Below are 26,756 nucleotides of genomic sequence, written 5' to 3'. Positions count from 1 at the left end.
AACAGGACAGATCAAAGGAATCTAAAGATCCGTCCTGTTATTTTTATTTCTCTAGATATTCATAATTTCTCATATAGAAATTACTGAAATTCATCAGCGGTTCTGAACCTCTTCCATTACAGTCGGGAACATACTTGTATCTGTATGAGGAATAAAACATGCACCTACAAATTCATCCATATAGATCGGTACTGTAGAAAGTTCCATATATGTCATATTTGCAGCAAGTTCATAAGTCTTCTTCTCTGCCGGTGTTGACAGAAGCATCAGATACGCACCTGTCAGAGAAGAGTTACCAATGTAGTGGAATTTCTCGATCGGGATATCCGGGAACATACCGATGTTGACTGCATTCTGCATGTTGATACCGCTTCCGATACCGCCTGCAACATACACATCATCGATCATGCTCACATCGAAGTCCAGAGAAGTAAGCATTGTACGGATTGCTGAGAAGATGGCACCTTTGGCACGGATGAAGTTGTCAATATCAACTTCTGTAATCTCAACATCCTTTACAGAACCTGCCTCTTCCTCAAATGCAAGGATATAGCTGCCCATTCCATATTTGTCATGTTTGATTCTCTTTCCTTCGCGGATAAATTTACCCTTCGGATTGATAATTCCGCAGATATAAAGTTCACTGATCACATCGATGATACCGGAACCACACAAACCTACAGGTTTGGTTCCCGGATCACCTACGATCTTGTAGGTCGGCTCCATAGTCTCTTTGTCAATGGTACATGCTTCGATGGCTCCATCTGTGGCACGCATACCACAGCTAATGTCACCACCTTCAAAGGCAGGACCTGCGGAACATGCGCAACTCATCATAAAATCTGAGTTTCCAAATACAAGCTCTCCGTTTGTACCAAGGTCGATAAACAATGAAAACTCCGGTCTGTTCCAGATCTGGCTGACCATTGTTCCGGCTGTGATATCGCCACCTACATAGCTTCCGATATTCGGCGCCATAATAATATGCGCGTCTTTATTGATATCAATCCCCACATCAGAAGCAAATAGGGAATTGGTCTTAAAGAATGCAGGGATATATGGTTCTGTACGTAATGGGTCAGAATTAATTCCTGCAAACAGATGATTCATAGTTGTATTGGATGCTACACACATCCTGTAAATACGGTCTCTTGGGAATTTTGCGCTTTTACACATTTCATGAATCATCGGGTTGATGGTCTCTGTAATTACAGCATCCTGTAATTTCTTTTGTCCACCAGGTTTCTGTGATTCCACAATACGATTAATTACATCTGCACCAAAACGGATCTGGCCGTTCCCTGCAGAACTCTTTGCAAGAATCTCACCGTTTTCCATATTGATCAGTACAGCAGAAACCGTTGTTGTTCCGATATCTACAGCAAGACCGCCGATTATTATATCTTCGTCTTTGCCGAAAATATCATACACGAACATATCGTCAGATGTGGCACGAATCACGCACTTCACTGCAAAATTGTTCTCTCTTAATACATCCGGAAGTTTCTTCAGAACTGCATAAGGGATACGAACCCTGCCAATATTTAAATATTTACGCAGTGCACGTGTCAGTCTCTCATTATCCGGCATTGTGTCATCCAGAGACGGAGGAGTCATCACAACTTCCACTACCTCAAGACTGTTCTTTAATTCTATGCCAGCAAGCTCAATGTCTCTCTTGGCATTTTCAAAAATGGCTATTTCCTCTTTAGAGCTTAAATCAGCTACTTTCATTCTGCTCTTATAGGCAGATGCAATATCAGGTACCAGCACATTTACATCTGCACTGATCTTGCTGCAGCATGCAAGGCGCCATCCTTCCTGATATTCTTCGTCAGAAATATGTAATGTCTTTTTGCTCTCCAGTTCTCCGCTCTTTAACTGGACACGGCATTTTCCGCAGGCTCCGTTTCCAGAACATGGTGCATCGATCGCCACATTGGCTCCACGAGCTACCTCAAGTAAATTGTCCCCCGCATTGGCAAACGCTTCTACCACACTGCCATCTTCGAATGAAAATGTTACCTTAAACATTCGGCAACCACCTTTCTCATAATCGTTAATAGCCTGTAATAAAACAAGGGCCGAAGACCGAAGCCTTCAGCCCCCATAATTATGTATTCAATTCGTATGAAACTGATTAGATTTCCAGATAGGAATCTGCATACAGTGTATTGCCTTTGAATACATCACAGGATTTGATAGTTTCCATCAGACGAAGGTCGTTAGGGTTAACGATTGCTGATGTAAGACCATTCATCATAGCCATTGCTACAAGAGCAGAGTCCATGATCGGACGGATATGTTTTGGCATACCGTTACTGTTGTTAGAAAGACCACCTGTAGAGTTCAGTCCCATTTCAGAGAACATCTTGATAGCTTCAAGAACTTCCATCTGTTTGTCCTGCATTCCTTTTACAACGAGGAATAACGGGTCAAACCACAGATCTTCTGTATCCATGCCCTGAGCCATACCTCTTTCAAGCATGTTCTGGCAGTGCATCATACGCTCATCATTGTCAGCTGCTACCATACCAGAGGAGCAAAGTGCGATACAGATTGCATCATTTGCTGCTGCAAGGTCGATATTGGAAATTCTGTCACCTGCGTCTGCAGAGTTAACGATTGGTTTTCCTTTTGCTCTGTTGTATACAGAAATACCAGCTTCGATAGCTTTCTGGTTTGTTGTATCCAGTGCAAGCGGAACATTATCAAACTCAGACTGAAGGAGCTGAACAGCCCATTTCATTAAGTCTTCGCCATCATTTTCTGCAGGTCCGATATTTACATCGAGGTAAGTAGCACCAGCATCCAGCTGCTGTTTTGCTCTTTTGATGATCGGTTCAGGATCTCTTTCTGTAAATGCTTTGTTTACTGCCGGTGCAGTAGTGGAAAGTCTTTCTCCAATTGTTACGAATTTTGCCATAACCCTGTTCTCCTTTTATATTTATTTATACAGAGAAATCTGACAATTGCAGATCCTCTGCATACATTTTTCTTTATAATCCGGCCAGTACAAAACCGACCAGATGTTTACGGTCATTAAATCTGACCGTCTGCCTGCAGATCCTTTAAGAATTTAACAAGCTGTACAGCTTCTCTTGGTCCAACGATGATTTCCCATCCAGGAAGTTTTGCTTCCAGATCACCCTTCAGAACCGCTACTTTACCAGGAATGATCAGTTTTCTGGATTTAACCTTCGGTTCAACATTCTCTTTGATATAAGAAGAAATACTGTTACCGGAGAATTTACCAGCTGCCCATGATGTCAGTACGGAAAGTCCGCCTGCATCATTGATTACCAGGTTAAGCGGAACACCGGAACGCTCCAGCTCGCCGGATACTACGAAATATGTAAGAGCAAAGTCTACAGTAGTAACTACTACTGCATTCTCATCAGCACCATTTAACGGATAGATGCCTGGCTCAACTTTCATTGGCTTCTGCGGGTCAGTGTAAACGTTCTGACGCAGACCATATAATGGAAGAGCCTCTGCATATGTCATCTGCTCCATAACGATGATGGAACCATATTTCATTGTAAACATAGATGCTAAAGCTGCCTGTAAGTGAAGGTCACCTTTTGCGATCTTAACAAGGTTTACGATAGATGGATAACCAAATGTTCTGTCCTGATCTTTCAGAGCTGCACGACGAACCTGTACAGTGTTTGCAAAGGTTTCTTTAATGTCAGCGCCTGTTGTATCAAGAACAAGATTCTTGTTTCCAAGTTTTTCAAGAGCTGCTGTTGTATCATATAATTCATTTAAGTCTTTACCGGATACACCGAGAACAACACCTGCTTCTGTAGCAACTGCGTTCATTGCTTCATAGTTGGAAGCATCAGCACCGTTTAAGACCGGTTTGCTGTCTTTGCATACTGCAAGAGCTGCTTTAGCGATTTCAGGATCTTTACAGTCAAGAACTAAAGTTCTGCCAAGACCTGCTGCTTTTTCTACAAGTGCAGTATATTTAGCTGCATCTGCGCCTTCACCACAGTTTACATATACAAGTTCAGCATACATTCTTTCGCCGATACGGTCATAATCTACCTTCGGAATTTCTGCAAGTTTTGCCTCTACTGCAGCGTCATCCATGCATGTGCACAGAGCTACTGCATATCTTGGCTTGCTTACAAATGTTTTTTCATGTCTGAATAATACTGTTTCTCCACCCAGAGTGTGCTCTTCTGCACCAGTACCAATTTTGATTGTCTTCATTGGCGGAGCAGTAGCCTCGGAAAGAGATGCTAAAGCTTCATCAGACATATGCGGACATTGTTCGATTTTCATAGCGCCCTGAGCAACTTTCATAGAGAAAGCCATACAAGTTGGGCATCCGCATTCCTTACAGTTTTTCTTTGGTGTTAATTTAAAAATCTGAATACCATTCAGTGCCATTTTATTTGTTCCTCCTATTCAATTACGCAAGTGCTTTGATCATTCTGGAAATAGCTGCAACAGCTTCCGGATGTCTTAAGATGACTGCATCAGATCCGGCTGCAAGGTCAGCAGCAGCTGTCATAACTTCCATATCGATTCCACGCTCTTCTTCCGGTCCCCATTCAGGCATATCTTTCTCAGAAGCTGTTGCTTCTTTTACGCCCCATGTTTCAGCGGATACCGGTGTAATGATAGGCATCTGCAGCATGTTATCATTCTGAGATAAAGCTGCACCTTTAATACGGTCCATAGTGGATACAACATATTCATATCCATATCCGGCAGCAGCACTACCGATATTCATAACAATTTTCTGTGCATTAACGCCTAACTGAGTAGTTACAACGTTAAGCTGTTTAGCAAGGTTGATATCTACGGCAGATTCTGCACCTACGATCTGATCGTAAGCAAGTCCTGCTGCAGCACCGATTGCTTTGTAGTTTTCTTCTTTTTCTGAAAGAATCAGTACGTTTCTTCCCTGAAGAGCTTCTGCTACCTTAGGAAGGAGTTCTGCGTCTTTCTCTACATTCTTGCATCCTTCAACTACTAATGGTGCATCAATTGCATCTGCAACTTCTTTAACAACTGCGATAAGTTCATCAACAGATTTGTTTACACCGTTCGGATCTCCACCCTCAAGGATCAGAGCTACAAAGTCAGCACCTTCCATAGCTGCTGCTTTTTTAGCCATTTCTCCGATTGTGGATGCTCCGTCATAGTATGCTTTGATACCTTCGGATACAATATTCTCAAGACCCATATCAGAGATTTCAACACCGATCTTAGGTGCGTTTTCTGATGGTGCATCAAAAGAATAAAATGGATAAGTAGAGTCTCCGCCGATTGTTACAGTCTTATCTCCGCTACCAATTGTGACTGTATTAATCTTTGCATTAAATTTCTGAAGTTTCTGATTAAACGGCATTTCTATTTGGCCTCCTTAAAAAAATTACTATGTACTTGCCTCTACGCAGACAAATCACATCATCTCATATAGTATACTACATCATCGGGTCCATTGACAAGGCTGGATGATTATGTTCTGTTAAAAATGCAACAAGCTCTTCTGGATCTGTTGTATTTGTCTCGTCACCAATCATATCAGTAAAGTTGTCAATACCATACAGTTCCTTTGCTGTCTTATTCAAACGCTCCGCAACTGTCTCTTTTAATTCCTTAGGCATCCATACGATACGTTCAATACCGCCTTCTGCCTTCATGAATTTCTTGGATGAAATAAAGTGTTTACCATGTCCCATGAATCCTGGTGTCTGAACACCGCCGCCAGTCATAGATGCCATCTCTGAGAATGTCATTCCGAGAGGTGTCATTCCTGCATATTCACGGTTGGCGATTACTACACCATTAGAAAACGGCTCAATACCACAGATACACTCAAAGCATCCACAGGAAGTCATAGGATCCTGCATAATGGAATAAAGTGTAACGTGTTCGAGAGCTCCCTGTGAGAATTTTTGTACAGCTTCATCAACATCCTCATAAGAACCAAGGTTCTCATCAATTGGTCTTTCCTTTGTAATGATCTGACAAGGTCCGTTTGGATCCAGTTCATTTGTTGCTTTTGCATCCAGCCATGAAACGGCTCCGCAAAGTCCAAGTCTCTCTGGTGTAACAACACATACATGAGACGGTGAAAAAGCCTGACAAAGGATACAGCTGTAATATACGTCTACAGTTTCATCTGTAAGATTTTCAAGACGTGCATCACGTTTATCGAATACAGGGATTGCTACCTCATGACGGATTCTTGTACACTCAGCCGGATCAGTATAAACGGTTACCTGACATTTATCAACTACAGCTTCAAACTCATTTTTTACCTGTGTATACAGAACTTCACCGATATGTCTGATACGGAATCCTGCATTGTAAGCTTCCTTACCGATACGGATCCTCTGCATATCTCTCTGTCCTGTATGATAAACTCCCTCAATACAGTTAATGTAATTGTGGAATTTACGCTCAATTACAGGTTCAAAATCAGGCTGCATTCTCTTTCCCGCTACTTCTACCACGTAAGCGATCGGATTCTTGCTTCCCAATTCCATTTCATCTACATCTGGTCCTACAACTGTAATCTTGTGGTCCTCTACCTCATCCATGCTTCTTGTCTGCACAAGTTCTGCACAATCCACACGGGAACCGTCGAACTCAACCTGCATATCTTTACGACGGATAATCTCGCCTTCGAATGCAGACGCAAACGCAACAGGAATATCAATATTGGTAATTTTGATCTTAATATTTCTGGCTTCCAGAGAAACCTTATTAAAATCAGCAACATTCGGGCATGCGATCAGCGCACCCGGAACTTCTGTAATGTTTTCATCTTCATTGGAAATCACAGGGAATCCAAGTTTGATTGCTCCTGCACCAGCAGCCAGAATCACATCATCGATCGGTTTAAACGCATTGACAAATGCCGGTACTCTCTCTGATGTATACTTGATCAGAGCGGCTGCATCTCCAGGAGTAACGTTTCCGAAGATCAGAGCTGCACGAAGTGCCACGGATACTACATGGATTACAGAAGTAATATCTTTTCCAAGTGGTACGATTCGAACATTATAGCCCATTTTCAATCCAAGTTCCTGCGCCTGGTCAATAATTCCTCCAACAAGTGTAACAAGAATTCCCTGTGCCTGATAACTCTTTACCAGATCTACACCTTCCTGTGCGGTAGGTGCCGATCCAATAATAACAGCTACACCAGGAATATCACCGGTTACAAGAGGTACACCAAGTTCACGGATTATGGAATCCGGAAGGTGTCCATAGTACGGTTCACTGTATGGCTCCGCTCCATCCAGATACTTCAGTACTTCTATGAACTCTGCACAAAGTGCGGTAGCGACTCCGGACATCAAAGCGTCATCTAACTGATGCTCTCTTGTCATAAGAGATTTGATCACACCAAGTGCTTCTTTCATTTCACCAAGGGTCTTCACCTTGACTCCTGTTACTGCATAGTAACATGGCAGACAGTAGGCAGTATGAGGAAATTCAACTGCCTTGTCTGCGCCGTGCTGTGCAATGGCTCCCTCTACAGCCTGACAGGTTAACCCGTAGACTGCATCATTTCCGTTAAAGATTCTGTCGATTAACAATTTGCACATCTCCATTTCGTATTTAGAATAATACTATGGTTTTATCTATATAACGCTTTAGGCGTTTAAACCCCGGAGACGTTTAGTGGCTTCCGCATTGCCCATCCACGACTCCGGGCAAAACCACCAATCTTTACATCATCGGATCAAGAGCTAATGCCGGATGGCCTTTTTCTGTAAGGAATCCAACCAGTGTCTCCGGATCAGTAGCGATTGTTTCATCACCGATCATATCTGTAAAGTTTTCAATACCATAGAGTTCATTTGCTGTCTTATTAAGACGTTCAGCAACAAACTCTTTCAGTTCTTTCGGCATCCATACGATACGTTCAATACCGCCTTCTGCCTTCATGAACTTCTTGGAGCTGATGAAATGTTTACCATGTCCCATGAAACCAGGTGTCTGAACACCACCACCTGTCATGGATGCCATTTCTGAGAATGTCATTCCAAGAGGTGTCATGCCTGCATACTCACGGTTAGCGATAACAACACCATTGGAGAATGGCTCGATACCGCAGATACACTCGAAGCATCCGCATGATGTCATAGGATCCTGCATGATAGAGTACAGTGTAACGTGCTCTAATGCACCCTGGGATAATTTCTTAACAGCTTCATCTACATCTTCATAAGAACCAAGGTTCTCATCAATAGGTCTTTCTTTTGTAATTACCTGGCAAGGTCCGTTTGGATCCAGCTCGTTGGTAGCTTTTGCATCCAGCCATGAAACGGCACCGCAAAGTCCAAGTCTCTCAGGTGTAACAACACATACGTGAGACGGGGAGAATGCCTGGCAGAGGATACAGCTGTAATATACATCTACAGATTCGTCTGTCAGAGTATTCAGACGGTCATCACGTTTCTCGAAGATCGGGATAGCAACTTCATGACGGATTCTTGTACACTCAGCAGGATCTGTATAAATAGTAACTTCACATTTATCAACAACTGCGTCAAATTCATTCTTAACCTGTGTATAGAGAACTTCACCGATATGTTTGATCTTGAAGCCTGCAGCAAATGCATCTTTGCTGATACGGATTCTCTGCATATCTCTCTGTCCTGTATGGTATACACCTTCGATACAGTTGATGTAGTTATGGAACTTACGCTCGATAACAGGTTCAAAGTCAGGCTGCATGTTTTTACCTGCAACTTTAACAACATATGCAATGCTGTTCTTGCTGCCAAGTTCCATGTCGTCTACTTCCGGACCAACAACTGTAATCTTATGGTCTTCTACTTCACTTGCATCACATGTATGTACAAGCTCTGCACAGTCTACACGGGAACCATCGAATTCAACCTGCATGTCTTTACGACGGATAATCTCACCTTCGAATGCAGATGCGAAAGCAACCGGGATATCGATGTTTGTAATTTTAATCTTGATGTCACGTGCTTCCAGAGAAGTCGCATTCCATTTGGAGATGTCTTTCTGGCAGATCAGGCTCTTTGGTACTCTTGCAACATCTTCCTGGTTTGTGATAACCGGGAATCCAAGAGCGATAGCGCCTGCACCACAAGCTACGATCACATCATTTAACGGTGCAAATGCATTAACAAATGCAGGTACACGTTTCATTGTGTAATCCATCAGAGTTGCAGCATCACCTGGTTTTACGTTACCGAAGATAAGAGCTGCACGAAGTGCTACAGATACTACATGGATAACTGCTGTAACGTCTTTTCCAAGCGGGATAACACGTACGTTAGCACCTGTCTTGTATCCAACTTCCTCTAACTGGTCAATAACGTCACCAACCAGAGTGATCAGGATACCCTGAGACTGATAGGATTTAACAAGGTCTGCTGCTTCCTGAGCGGAAGGAGCTTTTCCAAGGATAACTGCTACACCAGGGATATCGCCTGTTACAAGCGGTACACCAAGTTCACGGATCACTGCATCTGCAAGATGTCCGTAGCAAGGAGCTTCATAAGGAACTGCTCCGTCAATATATTTCAGAACTTCGATAAATTCTGCGCAGAGAGCTGTAGCAACGCCTGACATAAATACGTCATTTGTTCTTTTCTCTCTTGTCATAAGAGTTTTTACTACTGCAAGAGCATCTTTTAACTCTGCAAGAGTTCCAACCTTTGTTCCTGTTACTGCATAGTAGCATGGTAAAGAATATGCTGTATCAGGGAAGCTGACTGCTTTGTCAGCGCCGTATTTTTCAATTGCCTGGTTGATGGCACCCTCTGTAAGTCCATAAACCGCGTCGTTTCCCGCAAAAACACTTTCAAATAAAGTCACTTGTTCTACCTCCTAATATATGATTACTGACGATCTATCTTTTCTTTTATTTTAATGATCTCATTGGTAACTGTCTTGCTGAAGTCATACGGGGATTTTCCCTGTCTGTCTGCATCAATTACCTCTGTGTTGTAATGAATCATACCTAAAAGATCTTCCTGTGGAATCCGTTCTCTGATAAAGTTTTCGTCATCTTCATTGCGCACTTTGTTTGCGACAACCTTTACCTGAGACACTCCTAAATCTTTTGCCAGGCGCTTTACATTTTTATATGTCTGCACACTCCTTGCACCTGGTTCGATCACTACGATAAATGCGTCAACTCCTTCTGTGGTTCCTCTGCCGAGATGTTCCAAGCCGGCCTCCATATCAAGAATTACTACATCTTCTCTTCTAAGTACCAGATTATTGATAATGCGCTTTAACATTACATGTTCCGGGCATACACATCCGCCACCGCCTGTCTCGACAGTTCCCAGGACAAGGAGCCGTACGCCATTACAGACCTTACCATATTTCTCCGGAATATCGTCTACTTTCGGATTCAGATGATAGAACTGATTTCCTGCTGTAGCCCCTGTACGTTCTTCCACCAGCTTACGCATCTTTGAAATCGGTACAATAGAATCCAGAGTTTCTTCATCAAAGCCTAATGCAAGACCAAGATTCGCATCCGGATCCACATCTGCTGCAAGTACCGGTCTGCCCTCTGCTGCATACAACCTGGCCAGCGTTGCTGCAAAAGTGGTTTTGCCTACGCCGCCTTTTCCTGTAACTGCTATTTTCATTTTACGTCATCCACCTTTTATTACATTTTTAAGATCACAGCAGATTAGATTCCTAATGCTGTTCTCTTCTCTTCGATTCTTTCGATCATCAGATCAACTAATTTCTCAATATCTGTTTCTACTGTATAAGCAGCTCCTGTCCATTTTCTTGTTCCCTCTGTAAGAAGCTCTCCCATTTCTGAAGAACCGGAAACATATGGATCAACACCAAGGAATGTATCAATACCGGTACCTACTACATAGTTACCGATGGATACAGCTTTTTCAGACATCCACTCAGGAGCACATCCAACTACAGGAAGCTGATTGATCTGAAGACCTGCATCTTTTGCAAGTTCAGCAGCAAGGATCATCATACGGGAAATATCTACGCATGATCCCATGTGGAGTACCGGTGGGATATCAGCCAGTTCACAGACACGTTTCAGACCTGCACCGCAGAGATCTTTTGCAGATTTGTCCATAAGACCTGCTTTTGCAGCTGCCTGCGCAGAACATCCGGAAGCAATGACAACAATATCATTGGCGATACATTTCTTCATCAGTTCAATATGTGCATAGTCAGGACGGATCTTAGGATTGTTACATCCAACCATAGCAACAGCACCACGGATAACACCGGAAGTGATGCACTCAAGTAATGGTTTTGTTGTTCCTGTCTCATCAACCTGAGAGTTTGTAACACCGTCAAGAACCTTAACGATTGCTTCTACGGAATAACCAACTGTAGCTTTCTGTTTCAGCTGTGGGATATGTACAAGTTCAGGTTTTCTGTTCTTGAAGTTGTCAATAGCCATCTTGACGATTGCTTTTGCATTCTCTCCTGCTGTCTCAGCATTGAATCTGATAAATTCAGCATCAGGCATCTGAGCGATCGGAGAAGTTGTGATAAATTTAGTATGGAAGCATTTGCTTAAAGGTCCTAATGCAGGGAAGATACACTGAACATCTACTACGATCGCTTCGCAGGCACCTGTCAGTACTACATTCTCCTGCTGCAGGAAGTTACCGGCCATCGGAACACCGCGACGCATAGCTACTTCGTTTGAAGTACAGCATACACCGGAAACAGTGATTCCTTTTGCTCCTACAGATTTTGCATAATCGATCATTTCTTTGCTGTCTGCATATTCACAGATCATCTCGGAAAGACTCGGATCATGTCCGTGTACAACGATGTTTACATTCTCTTCAACCATTACACCAAGGTTAGCTTCAGTGTCAATTGGCTTCGGAGTTCCGAATAAAACATCAGAGAACTCTGTTCCCATCATGGAACCGCCCCATCCATCAGCCATACCGCAGCGGATAGACTGTTTTACAAGAGCTTCCGGAAGAGAAGAACATCCCATATGAGCCATATGTAAAGAAGTGGAAACCTCACGGTCGATCGCACGTGGTGCAATTTCATTTTCAATCAGTTTCTCTTTCTGTCCTGCAGGCATTCTGTCAAGGAATCTCTGATATCCAAATGGTTTACCATATTCCATCAATCCTGTCTCAGCCATTTCATGAGCCAGATCATAGATATCTTTTCCTTCTGTCTCTACGCCCCATTCTTTTGCGATACGGATCAGTTTCTCAGGATCTTTTACCTGATAGTTTCCGCCGTCTTTTGCACAATATAATGTGTGGCAGATTTCACGACCGTGATCAGAGTGAGTAGCTGCACCACCTGCTGTAAATTTCAGGAAGTTTCTTCCTACGATACCATGAACGTCACATCCGCAGATACCTCTTGATGCTTTAGGGGTAATACGACATGGTCCCATAGCACAGATACGACAGCAGACACCCTGCTCACCGAATTTACAATGTGGAGTCTGTTTTTTTACACGAAGCTGCCATGCGTCAGCTCCAACCTTTGCACCTGTCTCCAAAAGTCTGGCAGTAGCCTCTTCAAACTCTTCCACTGTAGTTAATTTGAATTCACTCATTATAGACCTCCTTTAATTCTGGTTTGTGTATTCCTTTAAGATACACATTTTTATTTTATTAATAATCCCACAGGCAGGAAATCCCGGTTATCTATAGGTTATCTATATCTGAAGAATTGGCTCCGTTAAAGATAACTGTGATAACCCATCCCATCCCCTCCCATGGGTTATTTAACTTAAAAAATAAAGATGTAAACTTGTATTTATCTCTGCATATATAGATTTCCTATGCGCAGAAACATCCCTCATCGGATTCTCATCCGACAAGGGGTGTTTCTTATAATTTTAAATTATCAACGATTGCACGAAGTGCAGTCTTGACAGGGTTGTCTTCCGGAAGTGTGCTTGTAGGACGTCCTTCACAGTCATATTCATAAACTGTTTCATCCTGTGGAACAACACCAAGAAGTGTCAGTCCCTGATTTGCAATCTCTTCCTGAATTCCCTTATTCAATTCTCCTTTCGGAGCTCGGTTAATGATCAGACCGACTGTATCAGGATGCATATCACATTCTTTAATGAGTTCTGCAATCCTGCCTACTGCCTGTACGCCTCTTCTGGAGCAGTCGCTGACCAGAATGGCAGTCTGCATGCTCGGAAGAACACCTCTGCTGATATGTTCCATTCCGGCTTCATTATCTACAACAATATATGGATAATTATTCTGGTATTTTGCAAGCTGAGTCTGAAGAAGACCATTCACATAACAGTAGCAACCCTTTCCCTGAGTTCTTCCCATAACAAGAAGATCAAAGTCATCATCCTCAACCAGAGCATCTTCAAAACGCATTTCCGCATAATCAGCTTTAGACATTCCGGTAGGAATTGGATTCTCTTTTGCAAGCTCTGCACGTGCAATTTCTTCACGCACATCGCCAAGAGTTGTCTCTACCTTTACGCCAAGAACCTCATTGAGGTTTGAGTTTGCATCAGCATCTACTGCAAGAATCGGCCCTTTACCCTTTTCACACAGGTACTGGATCAGCATTCCGCATAATGTTGTTTTTCCCACGCCGCCTTTTCCTGCGACAGCAATTACGTGTGCCATAAAACCAGGTGCCTCCTAAATCTGTCTTAGTATTCTTTCTATAAATAAAAAATGATGTTAAGGTCAAAAGGTGTTTTGTCCCTATCTTAATATCAGTCACATTTCAGTTTCACAATACTGTTGGCAAGGTCAACCATTAAAATAGTTCCCTCGACCACTCTCTCATCTCCCATAATATCACGGAGAATCAATTTATTCCCATCCACATCTATACGGGAAACATTTTTAAAAATAACAGAATCGTCACTTTCTTTATATACAGTTGCCAGACACATGTGATGTCGCCTCCTATTTCATCTCTTCTTTAACAAGTGTTAAGGCAAGTCCAAGTCTCATATTGCCTTTCTGAAAATCTGCAACAGCTTCCTTAATAGTCTTACATGCTGCATCCATTCCCATCTTGGCAAGGTTATCAGCCATCTGATCCAGTTCCTGAGCATGATGCTCATTGTGCTGAAGCATATATGTCAGAAGAGCCAGTGTCTCATTCTTACAGTCACCTTCACTGCAGGATCCGCAATGAGCAGTATCACAGGCATGATCTGCATGAGAATGTCCATGATCATGACCTTCGCCATGAGTATGCTCATGAGTATGAGTCATACCATCTTCATGGGTATGTTCATGGGTGTGTCCATGCCCATGCTGGACAAGATTCCCATTTTCATCTTTGATTAAATGCATGGTTAAATGCTCCCTTCTATTGAAAAATACACTGAATTTATAAAATTCAGTCTTTTTTTATGACAATAAATTATCAATTTACTGATATTATACATCTTTTTTTTCGTTTCCGCAAGCCATTTAGCATAAATAATCACTAAAAAAATTTTGAAATATATGCTTTGAAATAGCTTTTTTCACAAGAACTGTTAATACTTTAACCATTATGTTATATTGTTAACAATGTACTCTTGCAAAAACTTAATAATTTTTATGTACTTCTGACACATTTTTATGTTATACTTGGACCAGATTATCGGGCAAAGCAGCTTGCCCAAAGTGTATATAGGAATTGGAGGAATTGTTTTGGATAATACTGTTTTTCTGAATACAAACAGAGAGATGCCTTTACTCGGACTGGGAGTATACAAAGCCACCGGGGAAAATGAGGCCGAAAATGCTATTATTTCTGCTGTTGAATCAGGATACCGTCTGATTGATACAGCCTCCGTATATAAAAACGAAGAAAATGTAGGACGGGGAATCGCCAGCTGTGGAATACCGCGAAATGAACTTTTTATTACTACAAAAGTATGGAATACCGCACAGCGTCTGGGAGACATTCAGGGTGCTTTTGAAAGAAGCCTGGACCGGCTCAAACTGGATTATGTGGATTTGTATCTGATCCACTGGCCGGTTCCGGGATGTTATCTCAGCACCTGGAAAGTACTGGAGGAAATCCAGAAATCCGGGCGGGCTCTTTCTATCGGTGTCAGTAATTTTGAAATCCGTCATCTGGAAGAACTGGAAGCCAATTCCGGAATCATACCTGCTGTAAATCAGATTGAATGCCATCCTCTCTGCTATCCGAAAGAGCTGATTGATTATTGCCAGAATAAAGGAATTCAGGTACAGGCATATGCCCCACTTGCCAGAGGCGCATATCTTGATAACGATGTAATGTGTGTACTTGGAACCAAATACGCTCATACTCCCGCTCAGATCGGTCTGCGCTGGGCTACTCAGAAAGGAATTTCCGTAATTCCCAAATCCGTACATCCTGATCGCATCAGAAGCAATGGCAATATTTTTGATTTCACAATCGAACAGGAGGATATGGATCTGATCGATACTCTGAACGAAAATTTCCACAGTTCACATGTTCCCGAGGATTTAAGGGACATTGCATTCTGATAAAGAGTAGTTAAAAAATATTTTATCATTCAAATGTAAAAAGCAGATGTATTTATATAACATCTGCTTTTTGCATATTTATCATCTCTGTCTATAGAATTTTCCGTAAATGATGCATTCAAAAGTTTTTCGTAACCATTCAGCAGTCAGCTATCCCGCGAGGTACTGAACAGTTACAGTTTCTCTATAACATCTCAGTTAGTTTTCTGTCCGTCTTCCCATGGAAGCATCGGCGTCTCCACTTTTTTATCTCTTACCATAAGGTCGATCACCGCTTCCGCTGCACTTTTTCCTTCGAACAGGACTTTGTTTATTTCCGTGATGATCGGCATTTCCACATCATATTTCTCAGCCAGTTCTTTTGCTGCTTTTGCGGAATAGACGCCTTCCACGATCATTTTCACTTCAGCCATCGCCTGCTCCATGGTATATCCTTTTCCCATCAGATATCCGGCTTTCCGGTTACGGCTGTGGACACTGGCACAGGTAACGATCAGATCTCCGATCCCGGACAGACCATAAAAGGTTTCCATACGTGCTCCCATTTTAACACCCAGACGTGAAATTTCTGCAATTCCTCTTGTGATCAGGGCTGCTTTGGTATTATCACCGTATCCCAGACCATCTGCGGTTCCGGCTGCCAGTGCGATCACATTCTTTAACGCTGCGCCAAGCTCCACTCCCAGCATATCCGGCGTGGTATAAACTCTGAAAACAGGGCTCATAAAGATTCCCTGCAGATATTCTGCTGTCTCTCTCTGGTGAGAACTTACCACACAGGTAGTCGGAAGTCCTTTTCCAACCTCTTCTGCATGGCTTGGGCCGGAAAGCACAGACACATTTGCCTGTGGAAGTTCCTGTTCAATGATCTCGCTTAAAGTAAGAAGAGTTTTTTCCTCCACACCTTTGGCAACATTTACAATTTTCTGTCCGTTTTTTACAAAAGGCGCCATACGCTTGCAGGTACTTCTGGTATAAGGCGAAGGAACTGCCAGAATTGCCACATCTGCATCCCGCAGGCTTCTCTCAAGATCTATTGTGATATCAATCGGTTCAGGAATCTTTACACCCGGAAGTTTGCTCACGTGTTCCCGCTTTTCTCTTAATGTTGTTATCTCCTCCCCAAGCGCCGACCAGAGAATCACCTCGTGTCCATTATTGTAAAGAAGGATAGACAGGGCAGTTCCCCAGCTTCCCGCACCAAGCACACTTATCTTTGCCATATAAATACCTCTTTTTATTTATTTTTTTTGCTTAAATAAATTTTACTTTCTGTCCCGTCAAGAAGCCGTTTTATGTTCTTTTTATGTCTGTAAAATGCCAGTACTGTCAAGAGTCCCATAACAATATAAAGCTCGATCATATGATAAGAATCCATATGATAAGAACCCATCTGTCCAAATACGATCATACTGATAAATGCAGCCAGATATGCACTTACCGAACACAGAGAAACATAGTGTGTCAGGAAAAACAGTCCGAAAAATACAATTGCACAGATCACAAAAATCCGCCAGTCAAAAGCAATCACAAGTCCTACAGATGCAGCTACGCCCTTCCCGCCCTTAAAATTAAGATAAAACGGAAAATTATGCCCCAGAATACACCCAGCTGCTGCATAAAGGCTCAGCAGCGGCAGAATATCTCCATAAGAATTTCCGAATATTGCCCTTACGATCAGGATGGCCGCAATACACTTCAGACAGTCACACAACAGATTCAATGCCCCGGCCTTTTTGCCAAGTGTACGCAGTACATTTGTAGAACCCAGATTTCCGCTTCCCTGTTTGCGGATATCAATATGATAAATTTTTCCTAAAATGTATGCGGTCTGAAAAAGTCCGCATGCATATCCAATTACAATACAAATCAGGCGTTCCATGATTATTCTTTTTCACCTCGTTCACGAATAATGAATTTCAGTGATGTTCCCGTAAATCCAAAGGCATCCCTGATCTTATTCTCCAGATATCTGGTGTAAGAGAAATGCATCAGCTCTTTGTCATTTACAAAGATAACAAATGTAGGCGGTTTGACAGCTACCTGTGTCATATAGTAAATCTTCAGACGTTTTCCCTTATCAGACGGAGGCTGCTGCATTGCCACTGCCTCAGAAAGGATTTCATTCAGGACACCCGTCTGGATACGCAGTGTCTGGTTTTCGATAACCGCATCGATCGTTTCAAACATTCTGGAAATCCTGAGTCCTGTTTTTGCAGAAATAAATACCAGTTCCGCATATGGCATATATGCCAGAACCTCGCGGATTCTGTTTGTGTGCTTATAAATAGTCTTATCATTCTTTTCAATGGCATCCCATTTATTTACGGCAATGATAACACCCTTTCCTCTTTCGTGGGCAATACCTGCAATCTTGGCATCCTGTTCTGTAACACCCTCTGACGCATCGATCATTACAATGACAACATCCGCACGTTCTACTGCAGTCACTGTACGGATCACACTGTATCTCTCAATCTCCTCTTTGACTTTTCCCTTACGGCGAAGTCCGGCAGTATCAATAAAGATATAATCCTTTCCCTGCCATTTTACTCTGGTATCTACCGCATCTCTTGTAGTTCCGGCAATATCAGAAACAATCACACGGTCTTCTCCCAGAAGTTTGTTTACCAGTGACGATTTTCCTACGTTTGGTTTTCCCACAATGGCAATTCTCGGGATTTCATCATCTTCTTCTGTATCTGCATCCTCAGGGAAATGTTTTGCCACTTCATCCAGCATATCACCCAACCCCATACGGTTTGCCGCAGAAATCGGAATCGGTTCACCGATACCAAGGTTATAGAACTCATAAACATCCATCATAAATTTCTGGATACTGTCTACCTTATTCACAACAAGGACAACCGGTTTGCCGCTACGTCGGAGCATATCTGCCACCTTCGCATCGGAATCCACCAGTCCCTGATGAACGTCTGTGATAAAGATAATAACATCTGCCGTATCAATGGCAATCTGTGCCTGCTCTCTCATCTGAGAAAGGATGATGTCACTGCTGTCCGGCTCAATACCGCCTGTATCGATCATGGTAAATGTCTTGTCCAGCCATGTCACATCTGCATAAATTCTGTCTCTTGTAACGCCGGGTGTATCTTTTACAATAGAAATCTTCTCACCTGCCAGCGCATTAAACAATGTGGATTTACCTACATTAGGCCTGCCCACTATCGCTACTACCGGTTTGCTCATATATCTGTCTCCTTCTTATCTTTTTATGGTCTGGTGCTTCGATCAGACAGTTTACCAGGTCAGCACCCGGTTCATCTACCACTACAACTTCCGTCTTAAGAGCCTGTCTGACATCTTCCACCGTCAGGTCATCCAGAAAAACATCCTCGCCGCTTCTGAGCATATTGCATGGGATCAGTACTTTTTCTCCCAGATTTCTCTGCGCAAGCTGATCCATAAGATCAGTAGCTGTGATCAGACCGGAAACTGTGATCTTCTCTCCAAAGAAATTATTCTTTACTGCATATACTTCAGCCTGGACATTCGGAAATTTCTTCTGTACCAGTTTTATCATTTTACCTATATAAGGCGCTGCCAGCCGTCCTGTTGCAACAGTGGCATTTACCTCTCTGTCATCGCCTTCAAGCTGCTCAAGTCTCTCTTTTACCTCTGTTTCAAGCAGACGCATCATACCAACACCATTCTCCAGCTGAAGGTATCCGTCATATCTGCCCTCCTCAGGAAGTTCATATCCTGCAAGAATATACCATTCATCCGAAGCATGTACAAAATGAATACCATGCTTCTTCACCATAATCTTCTGCCACCGCTCTACCTGACTGATCAGATACCTTGCATCCTCTTTATCAAAAGATTCCAGTGGATACAGACCTTTTCGATACCTGGAAAGGCCTACAGGTACGATTGAAACGCTCTGCAGTACAGGCGCATATTCCGACAGTTTTTCCAGACTGTATTCCAGTTCATCCCTGTCATTAATCCCCTTGCAGAGCACAATCTGCCCGTTCATGGTCACATCACCTTTATAAAGCCTGTCAACTTTTGCAAGGGCATCTCCGGCAAATCGATTATGGAGCATTTTACAGCGAAGTTTGGGATTCATAGTCTGAAACGATACATTGATCGGGGAAAGATGAAACTTGATAATACGATCCAGATCATAGTCACTCATATTGGTAAGGGTAACATAGTTTCCCTGCAGGAATGACAGTCTGGAATCGTCATCTTTAAAATATAAAGTTTCTCTCATACCGGGCGGCATCTGGTCTATAAAGCAGAAAATACAGTGATTGGAACAGGAGCGGTACTCATCCATAAGACTGTTCTCAAACTCCACGCCAAGATCATCTTCATATTCCTTTTCTACTTCCAGTTCCCATTCCTCGCCATTCTTCTTTCGGATAAGGAGCTTAACAAATTCGTCATTCATCAGATAACGATAATCAAACACATCCTCTACCGGCTGGCCGTTAATGGAAAGCAACGCATCTCCCGGTTCCAGTTCCAGTTCTTCTCCGATACTGTCCGGAAGAACCTTGGATATTATGTGTAAATTTTTTTTCATGAATTTTACTCCATTGGAATGTAACCGGAAATTGTGTGTGGGATAAACTTTTCCGGCACATTTTGTTTCTCGATCATTCAGGAGCCGCTGATTTATTTACTGTGCAGGCACAGTAACTTTCTGACATTTACTCCTGATATCATATGACAGTAATTCCGGGCAAAATATACCTGCGCCCAGAATCCACTATCTTTTATATCATAACAATTGTAAAAGAAAAAATCAATAAATTCCTTGACGTATTTTAGGGCAAATGTTATATATTATATTGAAATCTATTTTTTGAGTATAAAATCACTACTTAGGAGGAGTATTATGCCAAACATAGAATTGTTGGAAAAATCCATGCCGGTTGCACCTATCCGTATTGCAGCTCTTGGATGCAGAGAACTTGCAGAAGAAGTTGACAGAAAACTTGTTAAATTCCGTAAAGAGCTGGTTGAACGCAAACAGCTCAGTGTTATTCCTCAGGGATACAGCGAAGAATCATTTATTGTAGAATGTGAATGCCCCCGTTTCGGAACCGGTGAGGGTAAAGGTTATATTAAAGAATCCGTTCGTGGCACTGACCTTTATATTATGGTTGATGTGACCAATTACAGTGAATCTTATACTGTATGCGGACACGAGAACCATATGTCTCCTGACAACCATTTCCAGGATCTTAAACGAATTATTTCCGCTGCAACAGGCAAGGCACACCGTATCAATGTAATTATGCCGTTCCTTTATGAAGGCCGCCAGCACAGACGTACTAAAAGAGAATCTCTGGACTGTGCACTGGCACTGAAGGAGTTAAGCGATATGGGAGTTTCCAATATCATTACCTTTGATGCCCATGATCCACGTGTCCAGAACTCTATTCCGCTGAATGGTTTTGATAACTTTTTCCCTACTTATCAGTTTTTAAAAGCTCTGATCAAGAGTGTGCCGGATCTTCGTGTTGACAATGACCATCTGATGATCATCAGCCCTGATGAAGGTGCCATGTCCAGAGCTGTATATTTCTCCAACATCCTTGGAGTAGATATGGGTATGTTCTACAAACGTCGTGATTACTCTACAATCGTCAATGGAAAGAATCCTATTGTTGCACATGAATTCCTCGGAGATTCCGTAGAAGGCAAAGATGTTGTAGTTATCGATGACATGATTTCCTCCGGCGGAAGTATGCTGGATGTTGCCAAACAGTTAAAGGAACGCAACGCAAAGAGAGTATTTGTATGCACTACCTACGGTCTGTTCACAGACGGTCTGGATAAATTTGATGAATATTACGAGAAAGGCTGGCTTGACAGAGTGATCACAACCAACTTGAATTACCGCATTCCGGAACTTCTCGAAAGACCATATTATGTAGAAGCAAATATGAGCAAATATCTTGCGAGCATCATTGATATCATCAATCATGATGTTTCCGTTGAGAAGGTTCGTTCCAGCAACGAAAAGATCATGTCTCTTATGGAAAAAGTAAATTCCAGATAGTTTTTCCGGCAGATGAATACGAAAAGGGGAGCTGTTAACCAGCTCCCCCCTTTTTCGTATTGTACAGTTAATCTGCAAATTCAGGATTACTCACTTCGCACTGTTGTGCTTATAACAATTTCAGGTTTTATGAACGTATGCCAAGAAAAGCCCCAAGATTTCCCCTTTTTCCATGGGAAGCCCTGTGAGAAAAGAGAAACTCAGGATTACAGCAGGTACAGAGATTTGGCATGGAAATGTTTTCTTCCGGGATTCCCGCTTCCAGAAAAATAATCTTGTTTGCCATCCACAGATTTAACTGATATTTTCCGTTTTCTTTTCTATAAAACAGCTTGTTCCGGTATTTCTTATCAAAAACCTTTTCAAATTCTTCAATCACATCTTCGCTGACTTCATAACACTCCTGACAGATAGACGGTCCGATGGCCACTTTCAGATCTTTCGGATTACTTCCATACTCTTCAGACATCTTTTCTATGGTAACTGCACCGATTTTCTGAACCGTACCTCTCCATCCCGAATGAGACAGTCCGATCGCGTGATTCGCCGGATCAGCAAAATACAGTGGAACGCAATCCGCATAAAAGGTTGCGAGAACCAGCCCCGGAACATTTGTGATCATTCCATCTGTATCTGTATAATCACGCGGAATCACAATTCCCTTTCCGCGGTCTTTCTCTGTTACTTTCCGCACATTGTTGGTATGAGTCTGATCAGATGTAACGATGCTGTTCATATCAAATCCCATAGCATCAGAAATCCTTCTGTAATTTTCTTTCACGCAGGACTCCTCATCACCTCTTGTAAAACTCAGGTTCATAGAACTGTAGATTCCTCTGCTCACTCCGCCAAAGCGGGTGCTGAATCCATGAACAAGCCAGTTCATTTCTTCATATGCGGGATATGTAAGAAATGTAACATCTTTATTGTTTTTTACATTCATCTTTGGAATCTGTTCACTGTTCCATTTTATCTTCATATTTCATTATTCCCTTCCTGCTGTATGGCAGATTATTCATCAAAGCAGTTTCTATAATTATTAGAGGATTGCAATATATTCAAACGCATTCTTAACCCAGTGTATTTCATCCCCGTCAATTCCTGCCACATCGAAACGGCATGGGATATCCACATTGTGATATTCCACTGTAAGAAAATACCTTGCCACCTTACATATGGTTTTCTGTTTAGCAGGATTTACTGCAGCCAGCGAATAACCGGAACTATTGTCTTTCCTGTATTTTACCTCAACAAAAACAAGATATTCTCCATCTCTGGCAATCAGATCGATTTCTCCAAATCTGCATCTGTAATTATATCTCAGAATAAATAATCCCTGCTGTTTCAGATAATCAGCAGCTTTTCGTTCGTAACAGCTTCCGGTAGACCGGGTATTTTTATGCAAATTCTTCCATCCATTTCTTTTTATATTATATGTAGGCATCTTTTGTTGTTACTGTGCATCACTCAGTGTATTGCTGTGTACTGAAGGATAGTAACCCTTTTGCGACTGTTTATATGAAATGTGTAATAAAGGTCTTTCTGTGGATCGGGGTTTCTCCGTATTTTTTCAGTGCCGCAATATGATCGGCAGAACCATATCCCTTATTTGATGCAAAGCCATATTCCGGGAACACTTTATCATATTCTTCCATCATTCTGTCCCTTGTCACTTTTGCAACAATACTTGCTGCTGCAATGGAAACACTCTTTGCATCTCCCTTAATAATGGGAACCTGTGGAATGGTGATCTGAGGAATCGTGACTGCATCATTGAGAAGAAGCTGAGGAACCACTTCCAGTTTACTTACCGCCTCCCGCATTGCCTCATAAGTAGCCTGAAGGATATTGATCTCATCAATACGCTCCGGGCTGCGCATACCGATTCCTACTGAAACCGCTTCCCTCATAATCACATCATACAGTTCTTCTCTTTTGGAAGCACTGAGTTTCTTGGAATCGTTCAGATAAAGGATCCGGCTGTCCTGTGGCAGAATTACTGCACATGCCACAACCGGGCCTGCAAGGGGGCCTCTTCCCACTTCATCAATTCCGCATAAATAACCAAGATGTTCATATTTATGCTCATATACCTTCATATTTTCAATACGCTGCTTCTCCGCTTCCAGAGCTGCTTCCTTTTTGCGGCACTGTGCGATCAGCTTTTGCACACCACTTCTTGTATCTTCTTTATAAATTTCATATAAAGCCGGGTAGCTGCTCATATCTGCTGCAGCAAACTCGGCTTTAATCTCAGCTATTGTTTTCATAATGGCGCCCACTCCAATGTGATCCGCCCCATTTTTCCGGAACGGAAATCATCAAACAGTATCAGCGAAGCTTTGGCATAGTCCAGCTCTTCCTGCTTTTTCAGACACCCTCTGGCTCTGGCAATCGCCTCCAGAACTTCCACAGAAGTTCCCTCCTCTGTGATCTGATATCTCTCTGCCAGAATCCCTTTATAATTTTCGCGCAGATAATCGATCAGCCAGAGTGCCAGTTCCTCCATATTCAGAATGTCATCTTTGATAGAACCTACACATGCCAGACGGATTCCCACCTGCTGGTCTTCAAATTTCGGCCACAAAATACCAGGAGTGTCCAAAAGTTCTACTCCCTTATTCAGACGGATCCACTGTTTTCCTTTCGTAACTCCCGGCTTGTTTCCGGTCTTTGCACAGGCCCGTCCTGCAAAGGTATTGATAAATGTAGATTTTCCTACATTCGGGATTCCCACTACCATAGCGCGGATCGGACGGTTTTTAATACCGCGGCGTCTGTCTCTTTCTATCTTTTCCTTACATGCTTCCTGGATCACATTATTGATTGCTTTCATTCCGGAACCATTTCTGGAATCTACTTTTACAACATAAAATCCCTTTGCCTGAAAATAAGTTTTCCAGGCTTCATTCTGGCGCTCGTCAGCCAGATCTGATTTATTAAGAAGAATCAGTCTGGATTTATTTTTTCCCAGTTCATCGATATCCGGGTTTCTGCTCGAAAGAGGTACGCGGGCATCCACAAGTTCAATGATCAGATCGATCAGCTTAATGTCCTCCTGCATCTGTCTCTTTGCCTTGGTCATATGACCAGGGTACCACTGTACGTTCATATACACCTAACCTTTCAAAAATCCAAATTTATCTTTCGGGGAAATGACAAACCATACCTTTCCCACAATATATTTCTTATTGATATTTCCGATATCACCATACCGGCTGTCCTCACTGTTATTTCTGTTATCGCCAAGTACAAAATACTCACCGCTTTCCAGAGACACTCCATCGGATGCCAATCCCGCATTACTGATTTCAGGAAAATTCTTATTTTCATTATATACTTCTCCGTTGATCAATACTGCTCCGTTGGATATCTGTACAGTCTCACCGGGCAGACCGATCACGCGGCCGATATGCAGAGCCGCATCATCACTTCCACTGGTTTTATATACAATGATATCTCCCCGTTCAGGTGAGGATACTTTATAAACAGCCCTGTTTACAAAAAAGCGTTCTCCAACCTGTAGTGTGGGCTCCATGGTACTCTCCTGTACAGTCACTGATTGAAACAGCGCAATTCCCGCCAGAATGCCAAAAATGAGCACTACCGCTATCTGAAATATCCAGTTAAGGATTCCCCGGACTTTTTTATCTTCAAGTTTTATTTCCAGCATATCTCTGGTCTCTTTCAGTGCCGGACTATCTTTCCATTTTCTGATATTCATCCAAATCTCCTGACAGATGGAAAAAGAGGGACAATACACAAGTTATTGTCCCTTCTTCTGCTAATTCATGAAATTATTTAACAAGCTCTTTAACCTTAGCTGCTTTACCTACACGATCTCTTAAGTAGTTCAGTTTCGCACGACGTACTTTACCACGACGAATAACTTCTACTTTTACTACATGTGGGGAATGAAGTGGCCATGTTTTCTCAACGCCTACTCCGTTAGAGCTCTTTCTTACAGTAAATGTAGCTCTGTTGCTTCCGCCCTGTTTCTTGAGAACTGTTCCTTCAAAAACCTGAACACGTTCACGGTTTCCTTCTTTGATCAGTGCGTGTACTCTTACAGTATCACCTGTGTTGAATGCCGGTACTTCAGCTTTTAACTGAGCTGCTTCGATGTTTTTGATAATTTCGTTCATTGTATTTTCTCCTATTCTTATATGGATGTTCTTAATACATATCCTGTAACAGAGGACCATCTTTTTTCACAACAGTTGTGATTATACTATATAGCCTGATGTATTGCAATACTTTTTGCAAATTTTTTACCAGCAGATTACTTCACATCCTGTTTCCGTAACCAGAACAGTTACTTCCCACTGGGCTGAAGGAAGTCCGTCCTCTGTACGGACTGTCCACTCGTCAATCTCATCCGTATAAATTTCATCGCTTCCCATATTTACCATCGGCTCTATGGTAAACATCATACCTGGAACCATCAGGACACCTGTATTCTCTTCAGAAACAAAGCTTACCCATGGATCTTCATGGAACTCAACTCCCACACCATGTCCACCGATTTCTCTGACTACAGAATATCCGTTTTCTACTGCATGTTTATGAACTGCACTTCCCATATTTCCGATCGGAGTCCATGGTTTCACCTGGGAAATACCAATCTCAACACATTCTTTTGTGACCTTGACAAGTTTTTCTTTCTCCGGACTCACTTTACCGATGCAGAACATTCTGGACGAGTCAGAATAATAACCATTATATATTGTAGATACATCAACATTGATAATATCTCCCTCTTTCAGAATCTGCTCTTCATCCGGGATTCCATGGCATACCACTTCATTTACAGAAGTACACACGCTCTTTGGAAATCCTTCGTAATTTAACGGTGCCGGGATTCCCCCATGCCGTACAGTCTCTTCATGTACCCATCTGTCAATCTCTTCAGTGGATACACCTGGTTTAATATGCTCTTCCACATAATCAAGAACTGCGATATTGATTTTGCAGCTTTCTTTTATTTTCGCGATCTGCTCGGGTGTTTTGATCAGATCATGATCGATCACTGCATATCCTTTCTGCTTCATTATTTCCATTTTTTCATCAAATGCCTCATGGCATTTTTTATATTTTTTTCCGCTTCCACACCAGCATGGATCGTTTCTTCCAATTTTCAAAGACATGATAATTCCTCTTTCTTTTTTCTTATGTAGGGTACAGCGCATCATCACCATTACAGGAAACTGTGTACTGTTTTATCATACCACATTTTCTCTCGGAAATGTGAACTG

The 26,756-nt window shown here is 42.3% G+C and carries 24 protein-coding genes; 2 read left to right on the top strand and 22 right to left on the bottom strand.

The annotated features are described in order from the left end of the window. Positions 1–93: 93 nt before the first annotated feature. The 11 genes from acsV to LJE12_RS08515 all read right to left on the bottom strand — a co-directional run bounded on the left by acsV (position 94) and on the right by LJE12_RS08515 (position 14,288). Positions 94–2,034, bottom strand: coding sequence for a corrinoid activation/regeneration protein AcsV (acsV, locus tag LJE12_RS08565; protein WP_227226355.1), 1,941 nt, complete (start codon positions 2,032–2,034; stop codon positions 94–96). A 106-nt stretch (positions 2,035–2,140) separates the two neighbouring features. Then, positions 2,141–2,926, bottom strand: a complete 786-nt coding sequence (gene acsE, locus LJE12_RS08560; RefSeq protein ID WP_022380768.1) for a carbon monoxide dehydrogenase/acetyl-CoA synthase methytransferase subunit — start codon at positions 2,924–2,926, stop codon at positions 2,141–2,143. A gap of 116 nt (positions 2,927–3,042) precedes the next feature. Beyond that, positions 3,043–4,401, bottom strand: a complete 1,359-nt coding sequence (gene acsC, locus LJE12_RS08555; protein WP_025577065.1) for an acetyl-CoA decarbonylase/synthase complex subunit gamma — start codon at positions 4,399–4,401, stop codon at positions 3,043–3,045. 22 nt (positions 4,402–4,423) lie between these two features. After that, positions 4,424–5,368, bottom strand: a complete 945-nt coding sequence (gene acsD, locus LJE12_RS08550) for an acetyl-CoA decarbonylase/synthase complex subunit delta (RefSeq protein WP_022380766.1) — start codon at positions 5,366–5,368, stop codon at positions 4,424–4,426. A gap of 76 nt (positions 5,369–5,444) precedes the next feature. After that, a complete protein-coding gene (gene acsB, locus LJE12_RS08545; RefSeq protein ID WP_055059584.1) occupies positions 5,445–7,580 on the bottom strand; it encodes an acetyl-CoA decarbonylase/synthase complex subunit alpha/beta in 2,136 nt (711 codons plus the stop codon). A 124-nt stretch (positions 7,581–7,704) separates the two neighbouring features. Next, on the bottom strand, positions 7,705–9,831 hold the full coding sequence (gene acsB / locus LJE12_RS08540) for an acetyl-CoA decarbonylase/synthase complex subunit alpha/beta (protein ID WP_022380764.1): 2,127 nt from the start codon (positions 9,829–9,831) through the stop codon (positions 7,705–7,707). Positions 9,832–9,854: 23 nt separating this feature from the next. After that, complete coding sequence (locus tag LJE12_RS08535; protein WP_022380763.1) at positions 9,855–10,619, bottom strand: ATP-binding protein; 765 nt, start codon at positions 10,617–10,619, stop codon at positions 9,855–9,857. Between the two features lie 44 nt (positions 10,620–10,663). Beyond that, entirely contained in the window at positions 10,664–12,556 is a 1,893-nt protein-coding gene (gene cooS / locus LJE12_RS08530; protein ID WP_022380762.1) for an anaerobic carbon-monoxide dehydrogenase catalytic subunit, read from the bottom strand. A gap of 277 nt (positions 12,557–12,833) precedes the next feature. Next, a complete protein-coding gene (locus LJE12_RS08525) occupies positions 12,834–13,604 on the bottom strand; it encodes an ATP-binding protein (RefSeq protein ID WP_008703890.1) in 771 nt (256 codons plus the stop codon). 92 nt (positions 13,605–13,696) lie between these two features. After that, the gene (locus LJE12_RS08520) at positions 13,697–13,879 is read right to left on the bottom strand and encodes a CooT family nickel-binding protein (protein ID WP_008703891.1); all 183 of its coding nucleotides are present in this window, start codon (positions 13,877–13,879) and stop codon (positions 13,697–13,699) included. A gap of 13 nt (positions 13,880–13,892) precedes the next feature. Further along, positions 13,893–14,288, bottom strand: a complete 396-nt coding sequence (locus LJE12_RS08515) for a hypothetical protein (RefSeq protein ID WP_022380761.1) — start codon at positions 14,286–14,288, stop codon at positions 13,893–13,895. A gap of 345 nt (positions 14,289–14,633) precedes the next feature. Here LJE12_RS08515 and LJE12_RS08510 point away from each other — a divergent pair, with 345 nt between their 5' ends. Further along, on the top strand, positions 14,634–15,461 hold the full coding sequence (locus LJE12_RS08510) for an aldo/keto reductase (protein ID WP_025577068.1): 828 nt from the start codon (positions 14,634–14,636) through the stop codon (positions 15,459–15,461). Between the two features lie 194 nt (positions 15,462–15,655). On the opposite strand, the gene LJE12_RS08505 is transcribed toward LJE12_RS08510, so the two are convergent. Genes LJE12_RS08505 through LJE12_RS08490 form a run of 4 tightly spaced genes read right to left on the bottom strand, consistent with a single transcriptional unit; the run spans position 15,656 to position 20,016 of the window. Next, a complete protein-coding gene (locus tag LJE12_RS08505; protein WP_055052417.1) occupies positions 15,656–16,684 on the bottom strand; it encodes an NAD(P)H-dependent glycerol-3-phosphate dehydrogenase in 1,029 nt (342 codons plus the stop codon). A gap of 14 nt (positions 16,685–16,698) precedes the next feature. After that, positions 16,699–17,343: a glycerol-3-phosphate 1-O-acyltransferase PlsY gene (gene plsY / locus LJE12_RS08500; protein WP_195284630.1), complete on the bottom strand. Its 645-nt coding sequence runs from the start codon at positions 17,341–17,343 to the stop codon at positions 16,699–16,701. A 2-nt stretch (positions 17,344–17,345) separates the two neighbouring features. Further along, on the bottom strand, positions 17,346–18,671 hold the full coding sequence (gene der / locus LJE12_RS08495) for a ribosome biogenesis GTPase Der (protein WP_195284631.1): 1,326 nt from the start codon (positions 18,669–18,671) through the stop codon (positions 17,346–17,348). Beyond that, the gene (locus tag LJE12_RS08490) at positions 18,634–20,016 is read right to left on the bottom strand and encodes a DUF512 domain-containing protein (protein ID WP_118616725.1); all 1,383 of its coding nucleotides are present in this window, start codon (positions 20,014–20,016) and stop codon (positions 18,634–18,636) included. Before LJE12_RS08490 ends, der begins: the two co-directional genes overlap by 38 nt. A 315-nt stretch (positions 20,017–20,331) precedes the next feature. On the opposite strand from LJE12_RS08490, the gene LJE12_RS08485 reads away from it, so the two are divergent. Next, on the top strand, positions 20,332–21,501 hold the full coding sequence (locus tag LJE12_RS08485) for a ribose-phosphate pyrophosphokinase (protein ID WP_020994041.1): 1,170 nt from the start codon (positions 20,332–20,334) through the stop codon (positions 21,499–21,501). Between the two features lie 127 nt (positions 21,502–21,628). Here LJE12_RS08485 and pgeF read toward each other — a convergent pair whose 3' ends face one another. From pgeF to LJE12_RS08450, 7 genes are all read right to left on the bottom strand, one after another. Continuing rightward, entirely contained in the window at positions 21,629–22,480 is an 852-nt protein-coding gene (gene pgeF / locus LJE12_RS08480) for a peptidoglycan editing factor PgeF (protein WP_008703902.1), read from the bottom strand. 60 nt (positions 22,481–22,540) lie between these two features. Further along, a complete protein-coding gene (locus LJE12_RS08475) occupies positions 22,541–22,906 on the bottom strand; it encodes a YraN family protein (RefSeq protein ID WP_008703904.1) in 366 nt (121 codons plus the stop codon). Positions 22,907–23,015: 109 nt separating this feature from the next. Continuing rightward, positions 23,016–23,771, bottom strand: coding sequence for a ribonuclease HII (locus LJE12_RS08470; protein ID WP_008703905.1), 756 nt, complete (start codon positions 23,769–23,771; stop codon positions 23,016–23,018). Further along, on the bottom strand, positions 23,768–24,613 hold the full coding sequence (ylqF, locus tag LJE12_RS08465; RefSeq protein WP_020994042.1) for a ribosome biogenesis GTPase YlqF: 846 nt from the start codon (positions 24,611–24,613) through the stop codon (positions 23,768–23,770). The genes LJE12_RS08470 and ylqF overlap by 4 nt, the downstream gene beginning before the upstream one ends. Positions 24,614–24,619: 6 nt before the next feature. Beyond that, entirely contained in the window at positions 24,620–25,225 is a 606-nt protein-coding gene (gene lepB / locus LJE12_RS08460; protein WP_008703909.1) for a signal peptidase I, read from the bottom strand. A 73-nt stretch (positions 25,226–25,298) separates the two neighbouring features. Beyond that, on the bottom strand, positions 25,299–25,646 hold the full coding sequence (rplS, locus tag LJE12_RS08455; RefSeq protein ID WP_008703911.1) for a 50S ribosomal protein L19: 348 nt from the start codon (positions 25,644–25,646) through the stop codon (positions 25,299–25,301). A 126-nt stretch (positions 25,647–25,772) separates the two neighbouring features. Next, positions 25,773–26,648 (bottom strand): methionyl aminopeptidase, encoded by an 876-nt coding sequence (locus tag LJE12_RS08450; protein ID WP_008703912.1) that lies wholly within the window; start codon positions 26,646–26,648, stop codon positions 25,773–25,775. Positions 26,649–26,756 lie beyond the last annotated feature (108 nt).

The organism is Blautia sp. DFI.6.71, from assembly GCF_020593585.1.
GTDB lineage: Bacteria > Bacillota > Clostridia > Lachnospirales > Lachnospiraceae > Blautia_A > Blautia_A wexlerae.
Note: the sequence above shows the minus strand (reverse complement) of the source record. Positions and strands in the feature narration are given on the sequence as shown.